This is a genomic window from Luteolibacter ambystomatis, from assembly GCF_018137965.1.
In the GTDB taxonomy this organism is placed as follows: domain Bacteria; phylum Verrucomicrobiota; class Verrucomicrobiia; order Verrucomicrobiales; family Akkermansiaceae; genus Luteolibacter; species Luteolibacter ambystomatis.
In genome coordinates, this window is record NZ_CP073100.1 from 505,658 (window position 1) to 524,477 (window position 18,820).

The 18,820-nt window shown below is 62.9% G+C and carries 7 protein-coding genes; 4 read left to right on the plus strand and 3 right to left on the minus strand.

The window, feature by feature from the left end; all coding sequences use genetic code 11:
• Positions 1-87: 87 nt before the first annotated feature.
• Positions 88-7,002, minus strand: coding sequence for an autotransporter-associated beta strand repeat-containing protein (locus tag KBB96_RS01980; protein ID WP_211631811.1), 6,915 nt, complete (start codon positions 7,000-7,002; stop codon positions 88-90).
• A 274-nt stretch (positions 7,003-7,276) separates the two neighbouring features.
• Positions 7,277-9,079, minus strand: coding sequence for an L-fucose isomerase (locus tag KBB96_RS01985; protein WP_211631812.1), 1,803 nt, complete (start codon positions 9,077-9,079; stop codon positions 7,277-7,279).
• A 125-nt stretch (positions 9,080-9,204) separates the two neighbouring features.
• Between KBB96_RS01985 and KBB96_RS01990 the strand changes: the two genes are divergently transcribed.
• A complete protein-coding gene (locus KBB96_RS01990) occupies positions 9,205-11,184 on the plus strand; it encodes a DNA gyrase/topoisomerase IV subunit A (RefSeq protein ID WP_211631813.1) in 1,980 nt (659 codons plus the stop codon).
• 7 nt (positions 11,185-11,191) lie between these two features.
• Here KBB96_RS01990 and KBB96_RS01995 read toward each other — a convergent pair whose 3' ends face one another.
• On the minus strand, positions 11,192-12,547 hold the full coding sequence (locus KBB96_RS01995) for an aspartate aminotransferase family protein (protein ID WP_211631814.1): 1,356 nt from the start codon (positions 12,545-12,547) through the stop codon (positions 11,192-11,194).
• A 241-nt stretch (positions 12,548-12,788) separates the two neighbouring features.
• Between KBB96_RS01995 and KBB96_RS02000 the strand changes: the two genes are divergently transcribed.
• The 3 genes from KBB96_RS02000 to KBB96_RS02010 all read left to right on the plus strand — a co-directional run bounded on the left by KBB96_RS02000 (position 12,789) and on the right by KBB96_RS02010 (position 18,803).
• Positions 12,789-15,170: an Amuc_1098 family type IV pilus outer membrane protein gene (locus tag KBB96_RS02000; RefSeq protein WP_211631815.1), complete on the plus strand. Its 2,382-nt coding sequence runs from the start codon at positions 12,789-12,791 to the stop codon at positions 15,168-15,170.
• Between the two features lie 58 nt (positions 15,171-15,228).
• Positions 15,229-16,734, plus strand: a complete 1,506-nt coding sequence (locus KBB96_RS02005) for a hypothetical protein (RefSeq protein WP_211631816.1) — start codon at positions 15,229-15,231, stop codon at positions 16,732-16,734.
• A 92-nt stretch (positions 16,735-16,826) separates the two neighbouring features.
• The gene (locus tag KBB96_RS02010; RefSeq protein WP_211631817.1) at positions 16,827-18,803 is read left to right on the plus strand and encodes a hypothetical protein; all 1,977 of its coding nucleotides are present in this window, start codon (positions 16,827-16,829) and stop codon (positions 18,801-18,803) included.
• Positions 18,804-18,820: the final 17 nt, after the last annotated feature.

The window sequence follows — 18,820 nt, forward strand, 5'->3', positions numbered from 1 at the left end:
ATACGCAGAATTTCCAACACTATTTCACATTCTCAGTATTTTTGCGCCCAACAAAAAGGCAATCCTTTTAAACACGGATATGCCGGGTCATTGGGCTGCTGGGCTTTCGCTGGCTTTTGCGCGCAGGAAGCTCTTTTGGAGATTCCCGAGCGTGCGGAAGCAGCGGTAGCTCCAGCCGTTGTCCAAGGTTGGCATGTTTGCCTTGTAGGGATCCGCAGCGGTTCCGGTCAGTTCCGCGATGCCGAGGTTCCATATGGCGAAATCCGTGCTGCCCTCGATCTGATAGATGACTCCATCCACCGGAGCGGAAATCTGCGCCCCCGTGCCACTGAACTGGGCTCCGTTCCGGACCGGCAGCGTGAGGACGACGCATTTCTCGCCCCCGATTACAGAGGCCTTCGTCACGATCTTGCCCGTGTTGGTTCCGGAGAGGGCGTTGCTGGCGAAGGCGAATTCACCGAGATTGTTCAGTCCGTCGCGATCGGGATCCTGGTCCTTGGCGTCATTGACTCCCGGTGTGAGATTCGAGGCCCAGGCATTGTAGGCCACGGTGGCGGAGGAGACCACGGTGATCGAGCCGGTGCTGGCCAGAGCGCTGGTATCCCATGCAAGGCCGGAGGCAAGCGCCGGCAGGCTGAGCGTGGCGAAGGAACCGGCGCGGCTGGTGGCGCTGAATAGCTGGAACGTATCGCCCGCCGCCAAGGCATCCGGCCCCAGTGAGGCGACCTGCAGCGTGCCGCCGTAGGTCACGGTGGTGAGGCCGGTGAGCTTGTCCGCCGTGAGAGTGGTTCCGGTTTTGGCGATCTCCATGCGGGTGGTGCCGGCCAAGGTGAGCGCGTTGTTCACCGTCAGGGTACCGATGGCATTCGTGCCCGGCGCGATCGAGCCGCCGCCTTGCACCGTGGTCGCACCGCCAAGATTACCGGTGCCGGTAAGGGTGCCACCGCTTTGCACCGTCACCGCGCCTGCGGCAATCGAACCGGTGAGGTTCAAGGTGCCGTTGGCAACCGTCGTGGTGCCCGCGTAGCTATTCGTGCCGCCGAGCCGCAGGACTCCGGCTCCGGTTTTCACGATCCCACTGTTGGTGGCGTTCTCCGTCATGGCGGCGGAAACATCGAGATCCACCGCGGCGGTGCCATCTTCTACGGAAAACGTGGTAGAAGACTGGCGCATGGTGAGGCGGCCGGCGACGACCGATGTGGTGGCGCTGGCGAAGCTGTTGATGGTTGTGCCGTTGCCGATCGAGAAGAGCTGGGTGGCGGTGCCGCTGCTGGTGCCGCCATTGGAGCGCATCGTGCCGCCGGTCAGGTTGAAGGCCTGGCCCCAGCCGTTGTCACCCGCCGCCACGTTGTCGATCAGGCCGCCGTTCACGTTGAGCGCCGTGACCTGGGTGCCGTTGTAGCCGAGCGCGTTCGCACTGGAGAGTTTCAGCGTGCCTGTGGCGGAGATGCCGATCACGCCGGTGATTTTGCCCGAGGCATCATTGGAGCCGTTAAGTTCCAGGATGCCATTGGCGATGGTCGTTCCGCCGCTGTAGCTGCTGTTGCTGGTGCCGAGCCGCAGAGTGCCGCCACTGACCGTCACGGAAGCGGTGCCGGTGATGGCGTCATTGATCTGGAGGCTGCCCGTGCCGGTCTTGGTGAGCGGATCGGTGATCGCTCCACCGGTGCCGGTGAAGCTCAGGCTGCCCGGGGAGGTCACGTCGATGATGCCACTGGTGCCCGTGTTGATCCAGAGGTTGCGGGCGGTGGTCTGGGCGGTCGTGCCGGTCAATTTGAAGACCGCGCCATTTGAGATCGTCAGCGCGCCGGGAGTGCCGGAGGTGTATTTGCCGATCGCGCCGCCGGCATCCGTCACCGAGGAGGCGGCCAAGATTCCGCCATTTACGATGGTGCCACCGGTATAGGTGTTGGCATTGGTCAGGGACAGGGTGCCTGCTCCGCTTTTCACCACGCCGGTGTCGCCGGAACCGGTGACATGGGCCAGCAGCACGGGGACATCGAGCGTGTCTCCGGTGCCGACATTGAAGACGGTGCCGCCGGTTTGGGTCAGAGCGGCATTGCCGCCGGTGATGGTGGAAGTGGTGCCATTGCCAAGGGTGGAGATCCCGCGGTCGAAGTTCCAGTTGCCATAGGTCGTATTGGCGGTGGTTGCGGAAAGCGTGCCACCGTTCATCACGATCGCGTTCAGATGGTTGGTGGTGCTGCCGGTATTGGTGAGCAGGCCGCCGGTGTTGATTTGCACGGTTTTCGCCGCGGAGTTCGAAGAGCCCGTGAAACCGTTGTCACTGGTGCCGACCGAGATCGTGCCGCCATTGTTGATGGTGATGGAGGAGGCGGAACCGAGGGATCCCAAGGTGTTGTTGCCACCGTTCGCACGGAGGGTCCCGGCATTCACCGTCACGGTCCCGGTGAAGGTGTTCTGAGCGGTGAGGGTGGATGTCCCGGTGCCGTTCTTGATGAGATCACCCGCACCGGAAATGACGCCGGAAAGGGTGATGGCCCCCGCGCCATCGAGCGTGAGGTCCTTGCCGCTGGTGTTCACCGTGCCGCTCACGGTCAGCGTGCCGGCGTTGCTCAGGAAGGTTTGGTCGGCCAGCAGGGTCGTCGGGATCGCCCAGGTGTTCGTGCCGGTCTGGTTGATGAGGCCGCCCTGGAGCGTGACCGCGTTTCCGGAAAGGCTGAATCCGCTGCTGGCGAAGGTGACCTGGCCGATCGCGGTGAGGAGGTTGTTGGTGGAGGTCAATTTCGTGCTGCCCTGGAAGGTCAGCAACTGGCCGTTCACCGGCAGCACTCCGTTCCAGTTGCCCGCCGTGCTCCAGGAGGTGTCCGCACCGCCGCCGTTCCAGAAACAGGTGCCCGGATCGGCGACCTTGATCGTGCCATCGGTGGCAATCGTGCTGGTGTCCCAGATCAGGCCGAGCGGGAGCTGTGGCAGGCTGATGGAGGTAAACGAGCCGCCGTAGGTGGACGCACTGAAAAGCTGGAAGCTGTCTCCTACGGCAAACGCAGTAGCTCCAATCGAGTTGACCGAGAGCGTTCCGCCGTAGGTCAGCGTGCCGGTGGTGAGAGTGAGCTTGCTATTGGCAGGGGAGGCTCCCTTGTTGAGTGTCATCTGCAGCGAGCCCGCCAGCGAGGAGCTGGCTGTGGTCAGCGTGCCGGTGCCTCCGAATGTGAGCGTGGCTCCGGAAACGGTGCTGATGGACGCAACCGTCTGCGAGAAGCCGTTCAACGCCACCGTGGCTCCCGAGGAGATCGGAACGGTGGCGGCCGAGCCCAGGCAGTTCGTGATGCCGCAGATCACGGTGCCTCCTTCCGCTTTGACGCCGAGGTTGGAAGCCGTGGCGGTGCCATTGAGCCGGACCGATCCCGTGCCGCGTTTGTAGAAGCCCAGGCTGCCGGCGCTGAGCGGGCCATTGATGACCAGGTCGCCGGTGGCGGTTGCCGCACCGGCATCCGTCTGCACGGACATGCCGTAGCCGGAGCTGACCATCTGGATATTGGCATCGATGATGGAGCCGGAGGCATCGCCTGTACACCAGAGCCCGGTACCATTGATGTCGTACATGCCGATCTTGGCGGCTCCGCTGCCGTATTGGCGGATGGTCGTCGGCGCGGATTGGAGGACGATCTGGCCGCTGGAATTGTAGGTGGTGCCGCCTGCGAGATAGAGACCGGTGGTGGCCGCGGTGCCATTGCCGCGGAGGGTGAGGTTGGTATTCGCATAGCCGCCGCCGGTGCTGTAGCCGATCTTGAGCGTGGCTCCCTGGGCGATGGTGTAGGGGACATCGCCGGATTTCTTCTGAACCTCCAGCGTGCCTGCATTGACCTGGGCGGTGCCGGTGAAGGTGCTGGTGCCGCTGAGTGTGAGGTAACCGCTGCCGGTCTTATCGAGGCCCTGGTTGCCCGCGATCACCGCGCTGATGATGGTGGGAGTCTTGACCGCGATGTCCGGCGTGCCGCTGCTGGTGGCGAGGGTGATGGGTCCGGCGCTGCCGGTTGCGAGCGTCCATGTGTGCTTGGTCGCGTTCAGATCATCGAAGACGAGGACACCGACAGTCCGCGCGCCATTGAGTGAGACAGTGCGGTCCGCGGTCAGGCTCAGTGTGCTGAAATCCGCAGCGGCATCGGTGCCGCTGGCGATGGTGCTGCCACTCCAGTTGGTCGTCGTGACCCACGAACCGCCGGCGGTGTTGGTCCACACGCCGGAGCCCGCCGGATAGCTGATGGTGAGTGTGGCCGCGGCGCTGGTGACGCCATTGGCCACCACCGTGTAGCTGCCCGCATTGGCCGCGCTCACGCTGGAGATGGCGTAGGTGGAGCTGGTAGCGCCCGGGATGTCGACCCCGTTGAACTGCCACTGGTAGCTGGCAGGCACCGCACCAATGACGGACGAGGTGAAGGTGGCGGGCAGACCGTTGACCACGGCATTCGTCGAGGGGCTGACCGAAACACTGGCCGGGCCGCTGACATTAGGCCCCATGATGCTGATGCTGTCGAAGCTGGCGGTGTGGACGTTCGGGTTCTCCGATTGGACGGCGTGGATGAAAGGTCCGGCGTAGACGGTCGAGCCGAACCCTGAGAGCGTGATCGTGTTGACCACGCTCCAGTTGGCTCCATCCGAGGAAACCGAGCTCGTGAACACATCGCCGACGCGCTGGATCTTATACCAGCGGTTGGCGCCACCGAGATTGCTCGACCAGCGGTTGGCGTCGCCATTGCCGTTGGTCATGGTGTGATCCTCGAAATAGGTGCCGCCGCCGACATTGCTGAACATCGCGGCGAAGCGGGTGCTGCTGCCATTGCCGAGCGGCTCGCCCACGGTTGCGTTGCGGGTGCTGCGAAGGATGAACCCCGCGCGCCAGTCCGAATCCGGGGCGACACCGTCCGGCCCAGCGGTGTTGGCAGGCAGGCTGGCGAGGTGGCCGATGATCGTGCAGTCACCGGTGGCCTGGCGGGTCATCATGTTCATGCCATCACCGATGAGCGAAACCTTGTCCCCTTGGACGCTGGCTCCGGTCGAGTAGTTGTGAACCTCGAGCGGGTCCCAGGTCCAGGAGCCGAGTGCGGTATTGGTCGTGGTGATGGTGATGGGCTCCGAATCGATCGTGCGGTTGCCATTGTAGACCAGACGCGCGCGCACCTGGTTCGTGCCCGCCGTCCAGACCTGCGAGTTGAATTCGTAGGGAGCGGTGGTGTCCTGGCCGATGAAATAGCCCGCCGAGTTGTCGACCCTGGGGTAGTAGGGCTTGTCTCCGGTCATGTAGAACTGGACGCTGTTGATCGTCGCGCCATTGGCCGTCACAGCCGCGCTCAAGCCCGGGCTGGAGTTCACCACCGTCGCTCCGTTGGCCGGGGCGCTCATGGTGATGACCGGTTCGCTCGCGCCCGGTGTGCGGGAGAAGGCGGAGGCCGGAACGTCCGCCAGAGTGATACCAGGACCCTCGTAGCTCAGTCCGACGCCATCATTGTAGGCGGTGGTGTGGACCGGATTGACCGCACCGCGGAAGTATTTCAGTTGCAGCGTGTGCTTGCCCGCGGCGAGCGCGATGGCGCCGCTTTTGAACTGGGTGGAATCGTGCAGGCCATCGAAGTCAATGACGGTGGTACCATCGATCACCAGCGTGCTGCCGTCACCGGAGCGGAGGGTGAACGCATACAATCCATCGGATGCGGCATTGAAGTAGCCGCTGTAGTTGAAGCCATAGTCGTTGCGACGCAGACGTGGAGTGGCGTCCGGGATCGCGACCGCACCCTGGCGTGCCGCAGTGAGCGTGGTGAAATCCGGCAGGGCCGTCCAAGTGCCGGAGGTCGCCTGATAGTATTGGTAGTTCAGACCCGCGACGGTGCCCGATGGCGAAGTCGCCGAGGCCAACGCGGCGGCGGTCGGCGTGATGAGGATCGGTGTGCCGCTGTTATAGAAAATATCCGAGATCGTCAGCCGGACGTAAGGCGTGGCGATGCCGGAGACATCCAGCATCTTCTGCCGTCGTTCTGGTTCGTTCTCGGTGAAGGTCAGCGAGGCGGTGCCCGTGTAGCTGGCATTGTTGAAGACCTCGATCTTGTAGCTGAGCTGCGGCGAGCTGGTCGGCGGCATGTCCCACTTCACCAGCAACTGCGTGCCATAGGTCGTGGCGCTCGAACTGCTGACCACGATCGGATCGAAGGTCGGCGCGGCCGGCTGTCCGGAGAGAGTGAGGGTGATGGGATTGTTATAGGACGCGGTGTAGGTCGGCCCCACTTGCGAACGCGCCACCGTGTTGGTGCCGGGATCAAAGATGCTCGAGTATCCGTTCGAAGTGAAACGGACCTGGTTGGCCCGGTTCCAGACACCGCTTTTGTGATAGTAGCCGTTGGCGTGATCCACGACATAGTCGCCGGTATAGCCGGTGAAGTTTTCCTGCCAGCCGCTCATGCCGTTCACGCCGGTGACGGCGAAGGGGTATTGGAAGGTGCCGAGATGGTACCAGTTTCCGCTCACCGGTTCCTTCATCCACATCCCTTGGAAACCGACATGCGCCGTGCCGTCCGCGGGTTGCCAGTAGCGCACCACCGAACGGTACCACTGGCTCGATGAGAACTGCGGCCAATATCCCTTGATCGAGCAACTGCTGCCCTCGCCGATCTGGATGTTGCCGACCATGTTCGCTCCGGCGAATACCGGGATCTGTTGCGCATAGGACGGAGTGCCGCCACTCGCCGGCCAGCAGACATACTGCACCAGCGTCTTGGTGCCTCCTTGGTTCTGGTGGGTATAGCCGCCGTAGAAATATCCGGAGCCGCCATCGGAGCTGCTCACATTCTCCTGGTGGATCGCATCATAGATGCCGCCCGGCACGTTCGGCGAGCGGTAGTCCTGCATGATGCAGTCCGAGTTGCTCTGCACGCCGGTGAAGGCGTGGTATTGGGCGAAAGCTGCCGGAGCAGAGCCAAGAAGGATGAGCGGCAGGTATCGCGACAAGCGCGCCGCTCCGCCGGTAAAACACGGAATCTGGGTTTCCATAAACGGGGAATGATGCAATAAGGAACAAAGACAATTTAACCTAAAAATCAGTTACTTACATCTACAAGGGGTCCTCCGGCGGCAAGGTCTAAATTCGGAGATCTGCCGGAATCCACCTGCCAGCCGGGGACTTTCCCTTGAGATCTCCGACATTCGCGAAAATCGGACGAGATTCGCAAAATATTCGCGCGAGCCATCAGCGATGGCCGCAAAGCAAAAAAGCCACGCCGGATGGCGTGGCTCTTGGAAGTCAAAGTAGCGTTTCCAGCCGGAATCAGCGGCGGCCGTACAGCGGGCCGTAGGTCTGGCAGGCGCGGAAGTCCGCTCCCTCCAGATCCGCGGTGCCGAAGGCGCGCCAGGAGGCCGGGCGGAAGATACGGTGGTCCTCCACGTTGTGCATGTAAACCGGGATGCGCAGCATCGAGGCCAGCGTGATGTAGAGGTGGCCCACATGGCCGGCGGTCATCACGCAGTGGTTCGCGCCCCAGTTGTTCATCACATCGTAGGCGCTGGTGAAGGCACCCTCGCCGGTGAGGATCGGGGAGAACCAGGTGGTCGGCCAGGTCGGGTTGGTGCGTTGGTCGAGGGAATTGTGGACGTCCTCCGGGAGCTCGACGGTGAAGCCTTCCGCGATCTGGAGCGCCGGGCCGAGGCCATCGACGAGGTTCAGGCGGATCATCGTGGCGGGCATGCCACCGCGGGTCTTGTAGCGGGTGCTCATGCCACCGCCGGGGAAGTATTCAGTGATGGACGGGTGCCAGGTGGTGGCCTCCAAGCACTTCGTCATTTCTTCCGCAGTGATGTCCCAGTGGGCCTTCATCGCCGGTTCGCCGTGCTCATCGGTGCACTGGCCGGTGCCGTCGAGAGCGGCCGGGCCGGAGTTGATGAGGTGGAGGATGCCATCCTCGATCAGTTCGTGGTCCAGCTCCACGCCGGAGGCGGTCTTGATCGCATCGAGGCTCCAGTAGGTGCGGAGGTCGGCGAAGATCTGGGCGGTGTTGGTCAGCAGCCAGCCGAAGAGCATGCCCGCGCCGTTGAGCGCATCGTTCTCGGTCGCCACGATGTAGGGAGCGCGCGCGCCATTCCAGTCGAAGGAGGAATTGAGGATCGCCTCGAGGAAGTCGCCGTTCGGGAAGTGGTCGGTCCACTGGCGCTGGCCTTGGAAACCGGCGGCGATGGCGTGGCGGCCGCGCGCCTGCTCGTGCAGGCCTTTCTCGGCGAGCTTCGGATTGCCCACCATCAGGTCGCGGGCGATGAGCGCCATCTTGACGTTGGTTTCCCACTCGGCGTCGAGCTGTTCGCGGCTGCGCTTGGTGGTTTCGGAATTGTAGTCGTCGCCCTCCTTGCAGTGCTCTTTTACCCAGGCGAGCGCTTTTTCATACTCGGCCTGGTCGAACTGGCCCTTGTTGATGCGGCCGATGAACTCGCTCATGTCGATGTCCTCCACGCGCATGCCGAAGTATTTTTCCCACATCGCGTAGTCGACCATCGAGCCGGCGATGCCCATCGAGGTGCCGCCCATCGAGAGGTAGGCTTTGCCCTTCATGTTGGCCACGGCGAGGCCGCAGCGGGCGAAATTGAGAATTTTTTCCGAGACATCCTCGGGGATCGAGGTGTCGGTGGCGGCCTGCACGTCCTGGCCGTAGATGCCGAAGGCGGGGATGCCCTTTTGGGTGTGACCGGCGAGCACGGCGGCGAGATAGACCGCGCCCGGGCGCTCGGTGCCATTGAAGCCCCACACCGCCTTCGGATGCAGCGGGTCCATGTCCATGGTCTCGGAACCGTAACACCAGCAGGGAGTCACGGTCAGGGTGAGGCCCACATCCTCTCGGCGGAACTTGTCCGCAGCGGCGGCAGCCTCGGCCACGCCACCAATGCAGGTGTCCGCGATCACGCACGCGACCGGGGAGCCGTCCGGGTTTCGCAGGGTGGAGGAAATCAGATTGGCGGCGGACTTCGCCATTTCCATGGTGCGGTCTTCGAGAGACTCGCGGACGCCGCCGTAGCGGCCATCGATGGTGGGACGGATCCCGACTTTCGGGAAGGAGCTGAAAACGGTGGGGCTCGCGGACTTCATTCGGCGGCCAGCATGGCGCATCCCAATAGTCGGGCAAGCGGAGATTTTTGCAGAAAAAGCCAAATTTCTGCCCAAATCCTCAGGGCTTGCACGCCGGGGAACCGCCCCCTACATCCTCCGCCCACATGATGCACGACCCGGACCTGCACACCTCCCTGGGGGGGATGTACTCGGACTATTTCCTCGATTACGCCAGCTACGTGATCCTGGAACGCGCGGTTCCGCACGTGAATGACGGCTTGAAGCCGGTTCAGCGCCGCATCCTCCACTCGATGGATGAGCTGGATGACGGCCGCTACAACAAGGTGGCGAACGTGGTGGGCAACACCATGAAATACCACCCGCACGGCGACACCGCCATCGGCGATGCCATGGTGCAGCTCGGCCAGAAGGATCTGCTCATCGACACCCAGGGTAACTGGGGCAACACTCTCACCGGCGACGGCGCGGCGGCTTCCCGATACATTGAGGCCCGCCTGACCAAGTTCGCGGTCGATGTCGTCTTCAATCCGAAGACCACCGAGTGGACGCCGAGCTACGATGGCCGCAACAAGGAACCGGTCGCGCTGCCGATGAAGTTCCCGGTGCTGCTCGCCCAGGGCGTGGAAGGCATCGCCGTCGGTCTCGCCTGCAAGATCCTGCCGCACAATTTCCAGGAACTCATCGACGCCTGCATCGCCGCGTTGCGCAATGAGCCGTTCACGCTGGTGCCTGATTTCCCGACCGGCGGCATCATGGATGCCACCGACTACCGAGATGGATTGCGTGGCGGCAAGGTCCGCGTCCGCGCCCGCATTTCCGCGGAAAAAAAGGGCATGCTGCGGATCGTGGAGATCCCTTTCGGCACCACCACCGGCGCGCTGATGGATTCCATCGTGGCGGCCGCGGACAAGGGCAAGATCAAGATCGCGCGTATCGAGGACAACACCGCCGAGCACGCGGACATCCTCGTCCACCTGCCCGCCGGTGCTGATCCGGACACGACGCGCGACGCGCTGTTCGCCTTCACCGACTGCGAGATGTCGATCTCGCCGAACGCCTGCGTGATTGCGGATGGCAAGCCGCAGTTTTTGGGAGTCTCGGACATCCTCAAGCGCAACGCCGAGCATACCCGCGAGCTGCTGAAGCTGGAGCTGGAGATCCGCCTCGGTGAACTGGCCGAGAAGTGGCACTTCAGTTCGCTGGAGAAGATCTTCATCGAGAATCGCATCTACCGCGACATCGAAGAGTGCGAGACGTGGGAAGCGGTTCTCAAGGCCATCGACGACGGCCTCAAGCCGTTCAAGAAGCTGCTCAAGCGCGAGGTGACGCAGGACGACCTCGTCCGCCTCACCGAGATCAAGATCAAGCGCATCTCCAAGTTCGACGCCTTCAAGGCGGACGAGGAGATCAAGTCGCTGGAGAAGGACATCGAGGAAACCGAGAAGAACCTCCGCAACCTCACCAAGTTCACCATCCGCTGGTTCGAGGAGATCCGGAAAAAATACGGCAAGGAGCGCGAGCGCCGCACTGAGATCTCATCGTTCGAGAAAGTCGACCGCACGCAGGTCGTCGCCGCCACCGAGACGCTCTATCTGGACCGCAAGAACGGCTTCGCGGGCTGGGGCCTCAAGAAAGAGGAACCGCTGGAGAAGTGCTCGAAGCTCGATGACCTCGTCACCTTCACCCAGGACGGCAAGATGCGCGTCGTGAAGGTCGCGGAGAAGGTCTTCGTCGGCCAGAAGCCGATCCACGTCGCCATCCTCCGCAAGGACGAGGACCTCGTGTATTCGATGATCTATCGCGACGGCAAGGACGGCGCGATCCTGGCGAAGCGCTTCAAGCTCGGCGGCATCACCCGCGACAAGGAATACGATCTCACCAAGGGCACTCCCGGCACCCGAGTGCTCTACTTCGCGCTGCACAAGAGCGAGGCGGAGAGCGAGGCCCAGATGCTGCTCGTTCATCTCAAGCCCGCGCTGCGGATGCGGAACCTGATCCGTCCGCTGCTGTTCTCCGAGTTCGCGGTCAAGGGCCGCTCCTCCGGCGGGAATCTCGTCACCAAGCACGCGATTGAGAAGATCGTGCGCGCGCCGAAGGACTACGATCCGACGGTGGAGTCCTGAACTCCGCTCAAGCGGATTCCATGGCGATGGCGCGTTCGATGATATCGAGCGCCTCATCAAGCTGGTCGCGCGTGATGATGAGAGGTGGACCCAGCGTGAGGATGTTGCCCTGAGAGACCTTGAAGCTCAGCCCATCGCTCAAACAACGGTAGAGAATGCGTTCCGCCGCGGCGCTGGCGCGATCCTTTGTGGTGCGGTCGGTGACCAGTTCGATCGCACCGATCAGGCCGATGGATCGCACATCTCCCACCAGCTCGTATCGCTGGCGCATGCCGCCCAAACGTGCCCGCAGATGCTCACCCAGCATCCGCGCATGTTCTAACAGTCCTTCATTCCCGATCACCTCCAGAGTCGCGAGCGCGGCCGCGGCACCGAGGATGCTCTTCTCGTGAGTGTAATGCCCGAGCGAAACATCCCCGGCCACATCGAGTCCTTCACGCGCGATCAGCGCCGCCATCGGGAACAACGCGCCGCCGAGGCCTTTCCCGATCACCAGCATGTCCGGCACGATGCCGTAGTGCTCCACCGCGAACATCCTCCCGGTGCGTCCCAGCGCGGTGGGGATCTCATCCAGAATCAGCAGAGCCCCGTGTTTGTCGCAGATCGAGCGGAGACGCTGGTGATACTCCACCGGCGGCACATGCACCTCGGTGGCGCGGATGGTTTCCAACACCACCGCCCCGACATCGGTTTCACGTTCCATCACATAGTCGAGGTAATCGAGGCACTTCAACGGATCATCGAACATCGGACGGTAGCCATCATAGGGCATCACGTGGCTGGTTCCCGGGAGCAGCGGCCCGATGCCTCCCCGGAACACGCCCTCCCCACCCACGGAAATCGCATCGAGGCTGGCCCCATGGAACGAGTCCCACATCGACACCGTTTTGAATCGTCCGGTGGCTTTACGCGCCAGTTTGAGTGCCATGCCGATGGCGCTGGTGCCTCCAGGAGCGAAAAGCACCTTGTTGAGATCTCCGGGGGCGAGAGCCGTCAATTTCTCGGCTAGATCCGTCACCAGAGGATGGGCGAAGCGCCGCGGCAGGAACGGCAGCGTCTGCATCTGGCGGGTGACCGCCGCGATCACATGCGGATGGCCGTAGCCGATCTGATGGACGCTGTTTCCGTGGAAATCCATGATCCGGCGGTCTTGGGCGTCGATCAGATGAATGCCCTCCGCGCCCTTCAGCACATTCAGGCAGGGGGTGGACATCGATTGGTGGAGGAAATGCCGGGAATCCCGGTCCAGCTCACGTCGCGCCGCGTCGTCCAGAGTATCGCGCTGCCAGGCGTCGCGCTCTGGAGTGCCATTGGTGTCGCCCTCGGCAGCGGATCGGTGGGGCAGGGTGGGGTGGCTGGCCATGTTGCAGGCTCATCATTCAGGGAAACCCCAGGGAAGAAAACCCGTTCCGTTGCCGGAATCTCTGGCAGTTCCGCAAATCCCGTTGGAACCGGGCGGATTGCACGGCTTCCCAACAGGAGAAAATCTCCCGCTTTTCTGGATTTTCCGCTTACCCTCCCCGAACTGGCCCTCTATAAGCCCCGAAAACCCATCCATGGCATCCGTTTGCAGAATCATACCCTCGTGCGGTCGAGCCGCGCTTTTGGCCACCGCCTGTCTGGTGGTGCCGGTGCTCGGAGCTGATACGCCCGGCTTGTTCGAACATGAGCAAGCCAAGCGTTATCAAGGCGTTGAAGAAGCCCAGGAGTTGCTCGTCAAGGGCGACGAAGCTTACAATGCCGGTCGCTACAGCGACGCTGTCACCGCCTATTCCGGTGCCCGCGCGCTGATCCCGAAGGCACCCGCCACCATCGAACTCCGGGAGGCCGCCACCGAGCGGTATGCCCAAGCTTCGGTCGAATACGGACGGGAACTGCTCCGGAAGGGGGATCTGGAAGGTGCCAAGGCTGCCGTGGACAAGGTTCTGGCCAAGGACGTGGCCCCCGGGGACCTCGGTGCCGTCGCGTTCAAGAACCAACTCAACGATCCGATCCGCAACAATCCGGCGATGACCGCCGAGCACGGCAAGAACGTCGATCAGGTGCGGAAGCTTCTCTATACGGCGGAAGGCGCTTTCAACCTCGGCAAGTATGACGAGGCCAAGGCGACCTACGAAAAAGTGCTCCGCATCGATGCGACGAACTCCGCCGCACGCCGGGGTATGGAGCGGATTGCCGCCGCGAAGAGCGGCTACCACCGTTCCTCATACGACAGCGCGCGTGCCGAGATGTTGGGCAAGGTGGAAGCCGCTTGGGAACTCCAGCCTCTCCGCGGCGAAGAGAAGATTCCGGGGATGGAGGAAGGAGTGGTGGAGAACTCCAATACGATTTCCGTCCGCAACAAGATCGACCGGCTCATCCTGCCCTCGCTCGTCCTCGATCAGGTGACCTTGGAGGAAGCGGTGGATTATCTGCGGAGCCAGGCGTCCAAACTGGATACCTTCGAACTCGATCCCCAGCGGAAGGGGGTGAATTTCGCCGTCGATCTGGGTGCGCAGGGAAGCGAAGTCGCCGACAGGATTTCGAAGAAGCGCTTCAATCTGCGCCTCACCAACGTGCCGATCTCGGGGGCGCTGAAGTACATCAACGATCTCACCCAGACTTCCTACACCACCGACCAGTTTTCCGTGATCATCCGGTCCATGGGATCGCTGGCCACGGAGATGTCCACGCGGACCTATCACGTCCCGCCGAATTTCCTCTCCAGCATCACCGAAGGCGAAGACGGCGGAGCCGCTGCGGCTCCGCCCGATCCTTTTGGCACGGACAAGCCGGCCACCACGGGACTGCTTGCGAAACGCCGGGATATTCTCGATGTGTTCAAGTCGAAGGGAATCACCTTTCCGGAAGGAGCCACGGCGACTCTCAATGCGGCCACGAACGTGCTGATCGTCCGCAACACGGAGGCGAATCAGGACATGATCTCCCAGCTTGTGGAGGTGGTCATCAAGACCGAGCCGATCCAGGTGATTGTCACCGTCACGATGCTGAAGGCCGAGGAGCACCGTATCGACGAACTCGGCTTCGACTGGCTGCTCAACGACTACGGCATGTCCAATGACTTCTTCCTCTCGGGCGGAAAGGTCGGTGATCCTGGCATGGATGACATCGCGGTGCCAACAGGGGTCAACCGCAAGTCGATCACTTCGGGGAACCGTAGTGGCGATTTCGCCGTAACCGCGGATGCCATTGATACGGCCATCGCGGAGAACACCCAGGGGTTTGCCAATATATCGCAGCGCGCGCCGGGTGTGCTGGGTCTCAATGGATTCCTGAATGGTTCCGCCTACAATGGTGTCATGCGCGGACTGGCCCAGAAGACGGGTATCGACCTGATGACCTGCCCGTCCGTGGTGACCCGCAGCGGACAGGTCGCCTCCGTCCGCGTGGTGCGTGAAATGCTTTACCCCACCGAATACGAGCCCCCGGAGATCCCGAATCGCGTGGGATTGACCGGCATCGGCACCAACACCAACAATGAGGATCCCGGTGATGGTGGCGGCATCTTCCCGGTGACGCCTTCCCATCCCACGGCTTTCCAGAAGCGCGAGGTAGGCACCATCCTCGAGGTGCTGCCCACGGTTTCCGCGGACAAGCGCACGGTGGATCTTCAGTTGAAGCCCGAGATCACGGACTTCGATGGATTCGTCAACTACGGTACTCCGGTGAATTCGATCGCCATGGATGCCACCGGTACTGCGATCAATACTCCGATCACCCAGAACGCCATCCTGATGCCGGTATTCAGCAAGATGGCGATCAACACCTCCAGCATCACGGTGGCGGACGGATCGACCATCGTCATCGGTGGCTTGGTCCAGGAACGCACCCAGCGTGTGGAGGACAAAACCCCTCTGCTTGGCACCCTGCCGGTGGTGGGCCGCCTTTTCCAATCCAACGTCCAGGCTCCCGTGAAAAAGAACGTCGTGTTCATGGTCAACGTGAGGCTGGTGGACCCGTCCGGGCGTCCGATCAACCAGCCCTGACCCTTGCCTGCCGCCTCCGGGAGCCGATCCCGGGGGCTGATTCCACTCCAATAGATCCATGCCGTCCGATTCCCGCGAGCCGGAGAACTACAGTATCAGTGAAATGATGGACCGCTTGAAGGAGCGGTCCGGCGGGGACCGTTCCAATGGCGAGCTGGTGACCCGTGCGGATGGCACCCAGGCCATCAAGGTGAGAAGCCGCAAGCGGCGGAGCCACCAACCGCACCGTGAGAACGAGCAGCGCGAGCGGCGGATGCGCGCCGTGCAATTGGTGGGGCTCGTGGTGGTGATCGTATTGTTGCTGGCTGTCGCCACCGGAGTGGTGGTTTACATGAACGGCTCGCCCTACCGGAACAAGATCATGGGCCGGGTGGCCGAGGCCACCGGGGCCAAGGCGGATGTCACGGAGTTCCGCGTCACACCCATCGGGGCCAATGCGTCCACCCTCTCGCTGGAGTGGCCGGAAGGGCAGACGTTGAAGAAGCTCAATCTCCAGGGAGTCACCGCTGAACTCCGGTTCAGCAGTTTCCTGGGCCAGCCGTGGACGGGTGAGGAGATCGCCGCCCAGAAAGGGGAGTTGCTCGTCGGCATGTCATCGGGTGATGCCGCGTTGAAGGATGGTGTGGATTTCTTCCGCTTCAACCGGTTGCGCTGTGCGGATCTTTCCGTCTATTTCGGCGATCCCCGGTCGCCTGCGTTGTCGATCCTCGGTAGCGAGATGTCGCTCTATCCCAAAGGCGCGGGTGGTCGTCCCGAACTGCGGTGCAATCACGGCCGGGTGAAGTTCGGTCGGAAATTGCCGGAACTGGAATTGGATCGCGCGACGATCGGGGTCACCGGTCGTCGGCTGGACATCGTGAACTTCCGCCTGCTCGAGCCGGGTGAAGGCGAAGGCATTGTGGAAATCATCGGCCAGGTGGAACCCTCCGATTCAGGGCGGGCCACCACGCTGGATACCAAGGTCCGGGACATGCCCGTCGAACTGCTCGTGGGACCCGAACTTGGGACCATCCTGCGCGGCCGGGTTGAGTCACGCAGCATTCCGCAGTCGAACTTCCTGACCTTTGATCCTTCCAAGCCGGATTCCCTCAAACTGGTGATGTCCTTCCAGGGCGTGGGTGATCCACCCATGACCTTGTCGCAGCTTCCTTTCCTCTCCAAGCTGCGCGGAATCTTCAAGGACAGCGGCTACGAGCGCCCGGTGTTCGATGGCGGTGCCACCGGTGTGTTGCGCATCAGCGGCTCCGAGGTGTCCCTGTCGGACCTGCGGTTGGAAGCCATGAGCCGCATGACCATCCGTGGCAACATGGCGATCGGTGCGAACAAGGCGCTCAGCGGACGGCTTGAAGTGGGGCTTCCGATCCGCCTGGTGGAGTCCGAACCCCAGCTTGATGCCGCGTTTGGTGCGAGGAAGGAGGACCTGCGCTGGCTGGAGGTGAACCTTTCCGGCACCACGGATGTGCCGGCGGACGATTTCGGCAGGAAGGTGGTGAACGGCTCACCGTCGGGATCGGCGGCGGGTGGTGCGGCCTCGGAGTTCGAGAATCTAACTCGCCCGCGCTGATCCTTCGGCACAAGGGATTCCGGGGAGTTTCTTTCTTGTGAGAAACACGTGCGCCCGTCATGGTGATCAGGTCCGATCCGGACCTAGACCCCATGGCAATCGAGCACCCGTTCCAAGCTCTCTTCGAAACCTTCGGCCGGCTCCCCATCGTCCACGCCGAAACCGTCAACCGGCAGGCCTACGAACAGTTGTGGGATTTGCTGGCGGTTGACCTCGAACAGTCCGGCCGCTGCATCCTTCTGAAGGCCCCGCGCGCCGGGCACGGCAAGACCCATCTTCTTTCCCGTCTTCAGCACCATCTCGGCCAAGGCCATGAGTTCATTCCCCTGCATGCCGCTCATGGCAGTCTGATCGATGCCGCCACGGCCACTGCGGATACCTTGGCACGGCTCGGCCGCTCGCTTCCCGCGGGTGGAGGGCTGACGGTGCTCGATCTTCTGGTCCGCCGCTTGTTTGCCCAGGCGCTGCAGCCGCTGGTGCGCTCCGGAGAAGTTCCCTGCCAGGATCGGGAAGGCGCGCTCGCCGCCCTCCGCAACCGGCCTATCGAGACTTTCGATTTCCATCACCCGAACGCCGTCACGGCACACTGGGCGAAGGAGAACTTCGAAGTGCTCGGTCCGCGTCTGGCCTTGGAACTGGCGCAGCGGAGCACGGCTCCATTGCGCGAGGTCATGTTCTGGGTGGACGCCCTGTTCCGCTTCGCTTCCACTCCCGTGGATCATCCTCTTCGCGCGGGTGCGCTGATGCAGACGGTGGCTGTCGCCGGACTGCCCGAGTCCCAGGTATTCGAGCGCCTCGCAACGCTGTTGGGTTTGGTCAGCCAGCTTGTCCGGGTGGTGTTGGTCGCGGATGATCTTGAAGGATTTTCGGCGGATGAATCCGCGGCCCTCCGGCTGGCGGCGTTTCTGGGATCGCTCCGCCATTCCGCGGAGCGGATTGATGCGATCGTCTCCGTCAATCGTGACATTTGGGAAAGCGCCTTCCTGCCACGCCTCAGCGCCGGCCTTGCCGACCGCCTTGCGGAGGTGGTGGTGGAGTTGGAGCCACTGGGACGCCACGAAATCATCGCGCTTCTGGATGCACGGGCCCCGGGGCTTGGTGGCCGCGTATACGAGCGTCTCGATCTCAATCAGGAGGTACACCATGCGCGGGGGATTCTCCGTGCCGCCGGTGATGCCTGGGTCCATGCCGCCCGCCAGAATGCCCAGGCGCCTCCGGCAGCGGTCGCACCCCGGGCGGTGGAGCTGGAACCGCAGCTTCACATTCCTGCGGTAGCGGACGAGCCTGCCACGGTCACGGTCACTCCTCCGGCCGCGGTTGCCGCTGCCGTGGCCGCGGCTGTGACGGAGGAAACCCATGAGCGTAATCACGTGGAGGTCTTTCCACCGGTGGAGGCCGCAACTCCGCCCGTGGCCACGGATGCCCCTCTGGCATTCCAAATCCCTGAGCCGGAATCTCCGGTGCAGCTTGGGGAATCTGTTCCTCTTCCGACTGAAGAGCGGCCTCCCAAGGTTTGGAGTTTCGAGCCCACGGGTGTGGAAATACCGGTGGCCAGATTGATTCCGAATCCCATAGCCGCTCCGCCTCAGGATATTCCCGTTGCCACGCTGGTTCCCGAACCTGCTGCTGCGGAAGCCTTCCAGCTTCCGCCCGTCGCCAGCGAGCCTCCACCCATTGCTCCCGAGGTGCAGGAACCGGTGCCCGTGGCCTATGTTCCCTCTCCGGGAACTTTCCATGAAACTCCCCTGTCGGAAGTGCTCGCCACGGAGGCCGCGCACGATGCCCCTCCGGTGTCATGGCCCGCTCCCCAGGCGGTTCCCGCCGCCGCTTCTCCCTTCCAGGCCGCTCCGCCGCAGGCCGCGGTGTATGGCGAGGCAGAACCTGCCGGTTTCGCCGCCGCTGCCTCCACGCACGCGCCGGTGTATGCGGAAGCGAATACCGCAACGGTGCCCGCCGGTCCGCCTCCGGTTCCCGCTTCCCACGCCGCGCCGGCGGATACTCCCGCTCCGGAAACCGATCGGGTGGATGAATTGCTGCGCCAGTTCCGCGAACGATACGCGAAGGGATAAATTCATCAGGTTTCGTG

Excerpts from the sequence above, each read along its gene's own strand:
- KBB96_RS01980 (WP_211631811.1), bottom strand. The coding sequence starts at position 7,002 with ATGGAAACCCAGATTCCGTGTTTTACCGGCGGAGCGGCGCGCTTGTCG.
- KBB96_RS01985 (WP_211631812.1), bottom strand. The coding sequence starts at position 9,079 with ATGAAGTCCGCGAGCCCCACCGTTTTCAGCTCCTTCCCGAAAGTCGGG.
- KBB96_RS01990 (WP_211631813.1), top strand. The coding sequence starts at position 9,205 with ATGATGCACGACCCGGACCTGCACACCTCCCTGGGGGGGATGTACTCG.
- KBB96_RS01995 (WP_211631814.1), bottom strand. The coding sequence starts at position 12,547 with ATGGCCAGCCACCCCACCCTGCCCCACCGATCCGCTGCCGAGGGCGAC.
- KBB96_RS02005 (WP_211631816.1), top strand. The coding sequence starts at position 15,229 with ATGCCGTCCGATTCCCGCGAGCCGGAGAACTACAGTATCAGTGAAATG.
- KBB96_RS02010 (WP_211631817.1), top strand. The coding sequence starts at position 16,827 with ATGGCAATCGAGCACCCGTTCCAAGCTCTCTTCGAAACCTTCGGCCGG.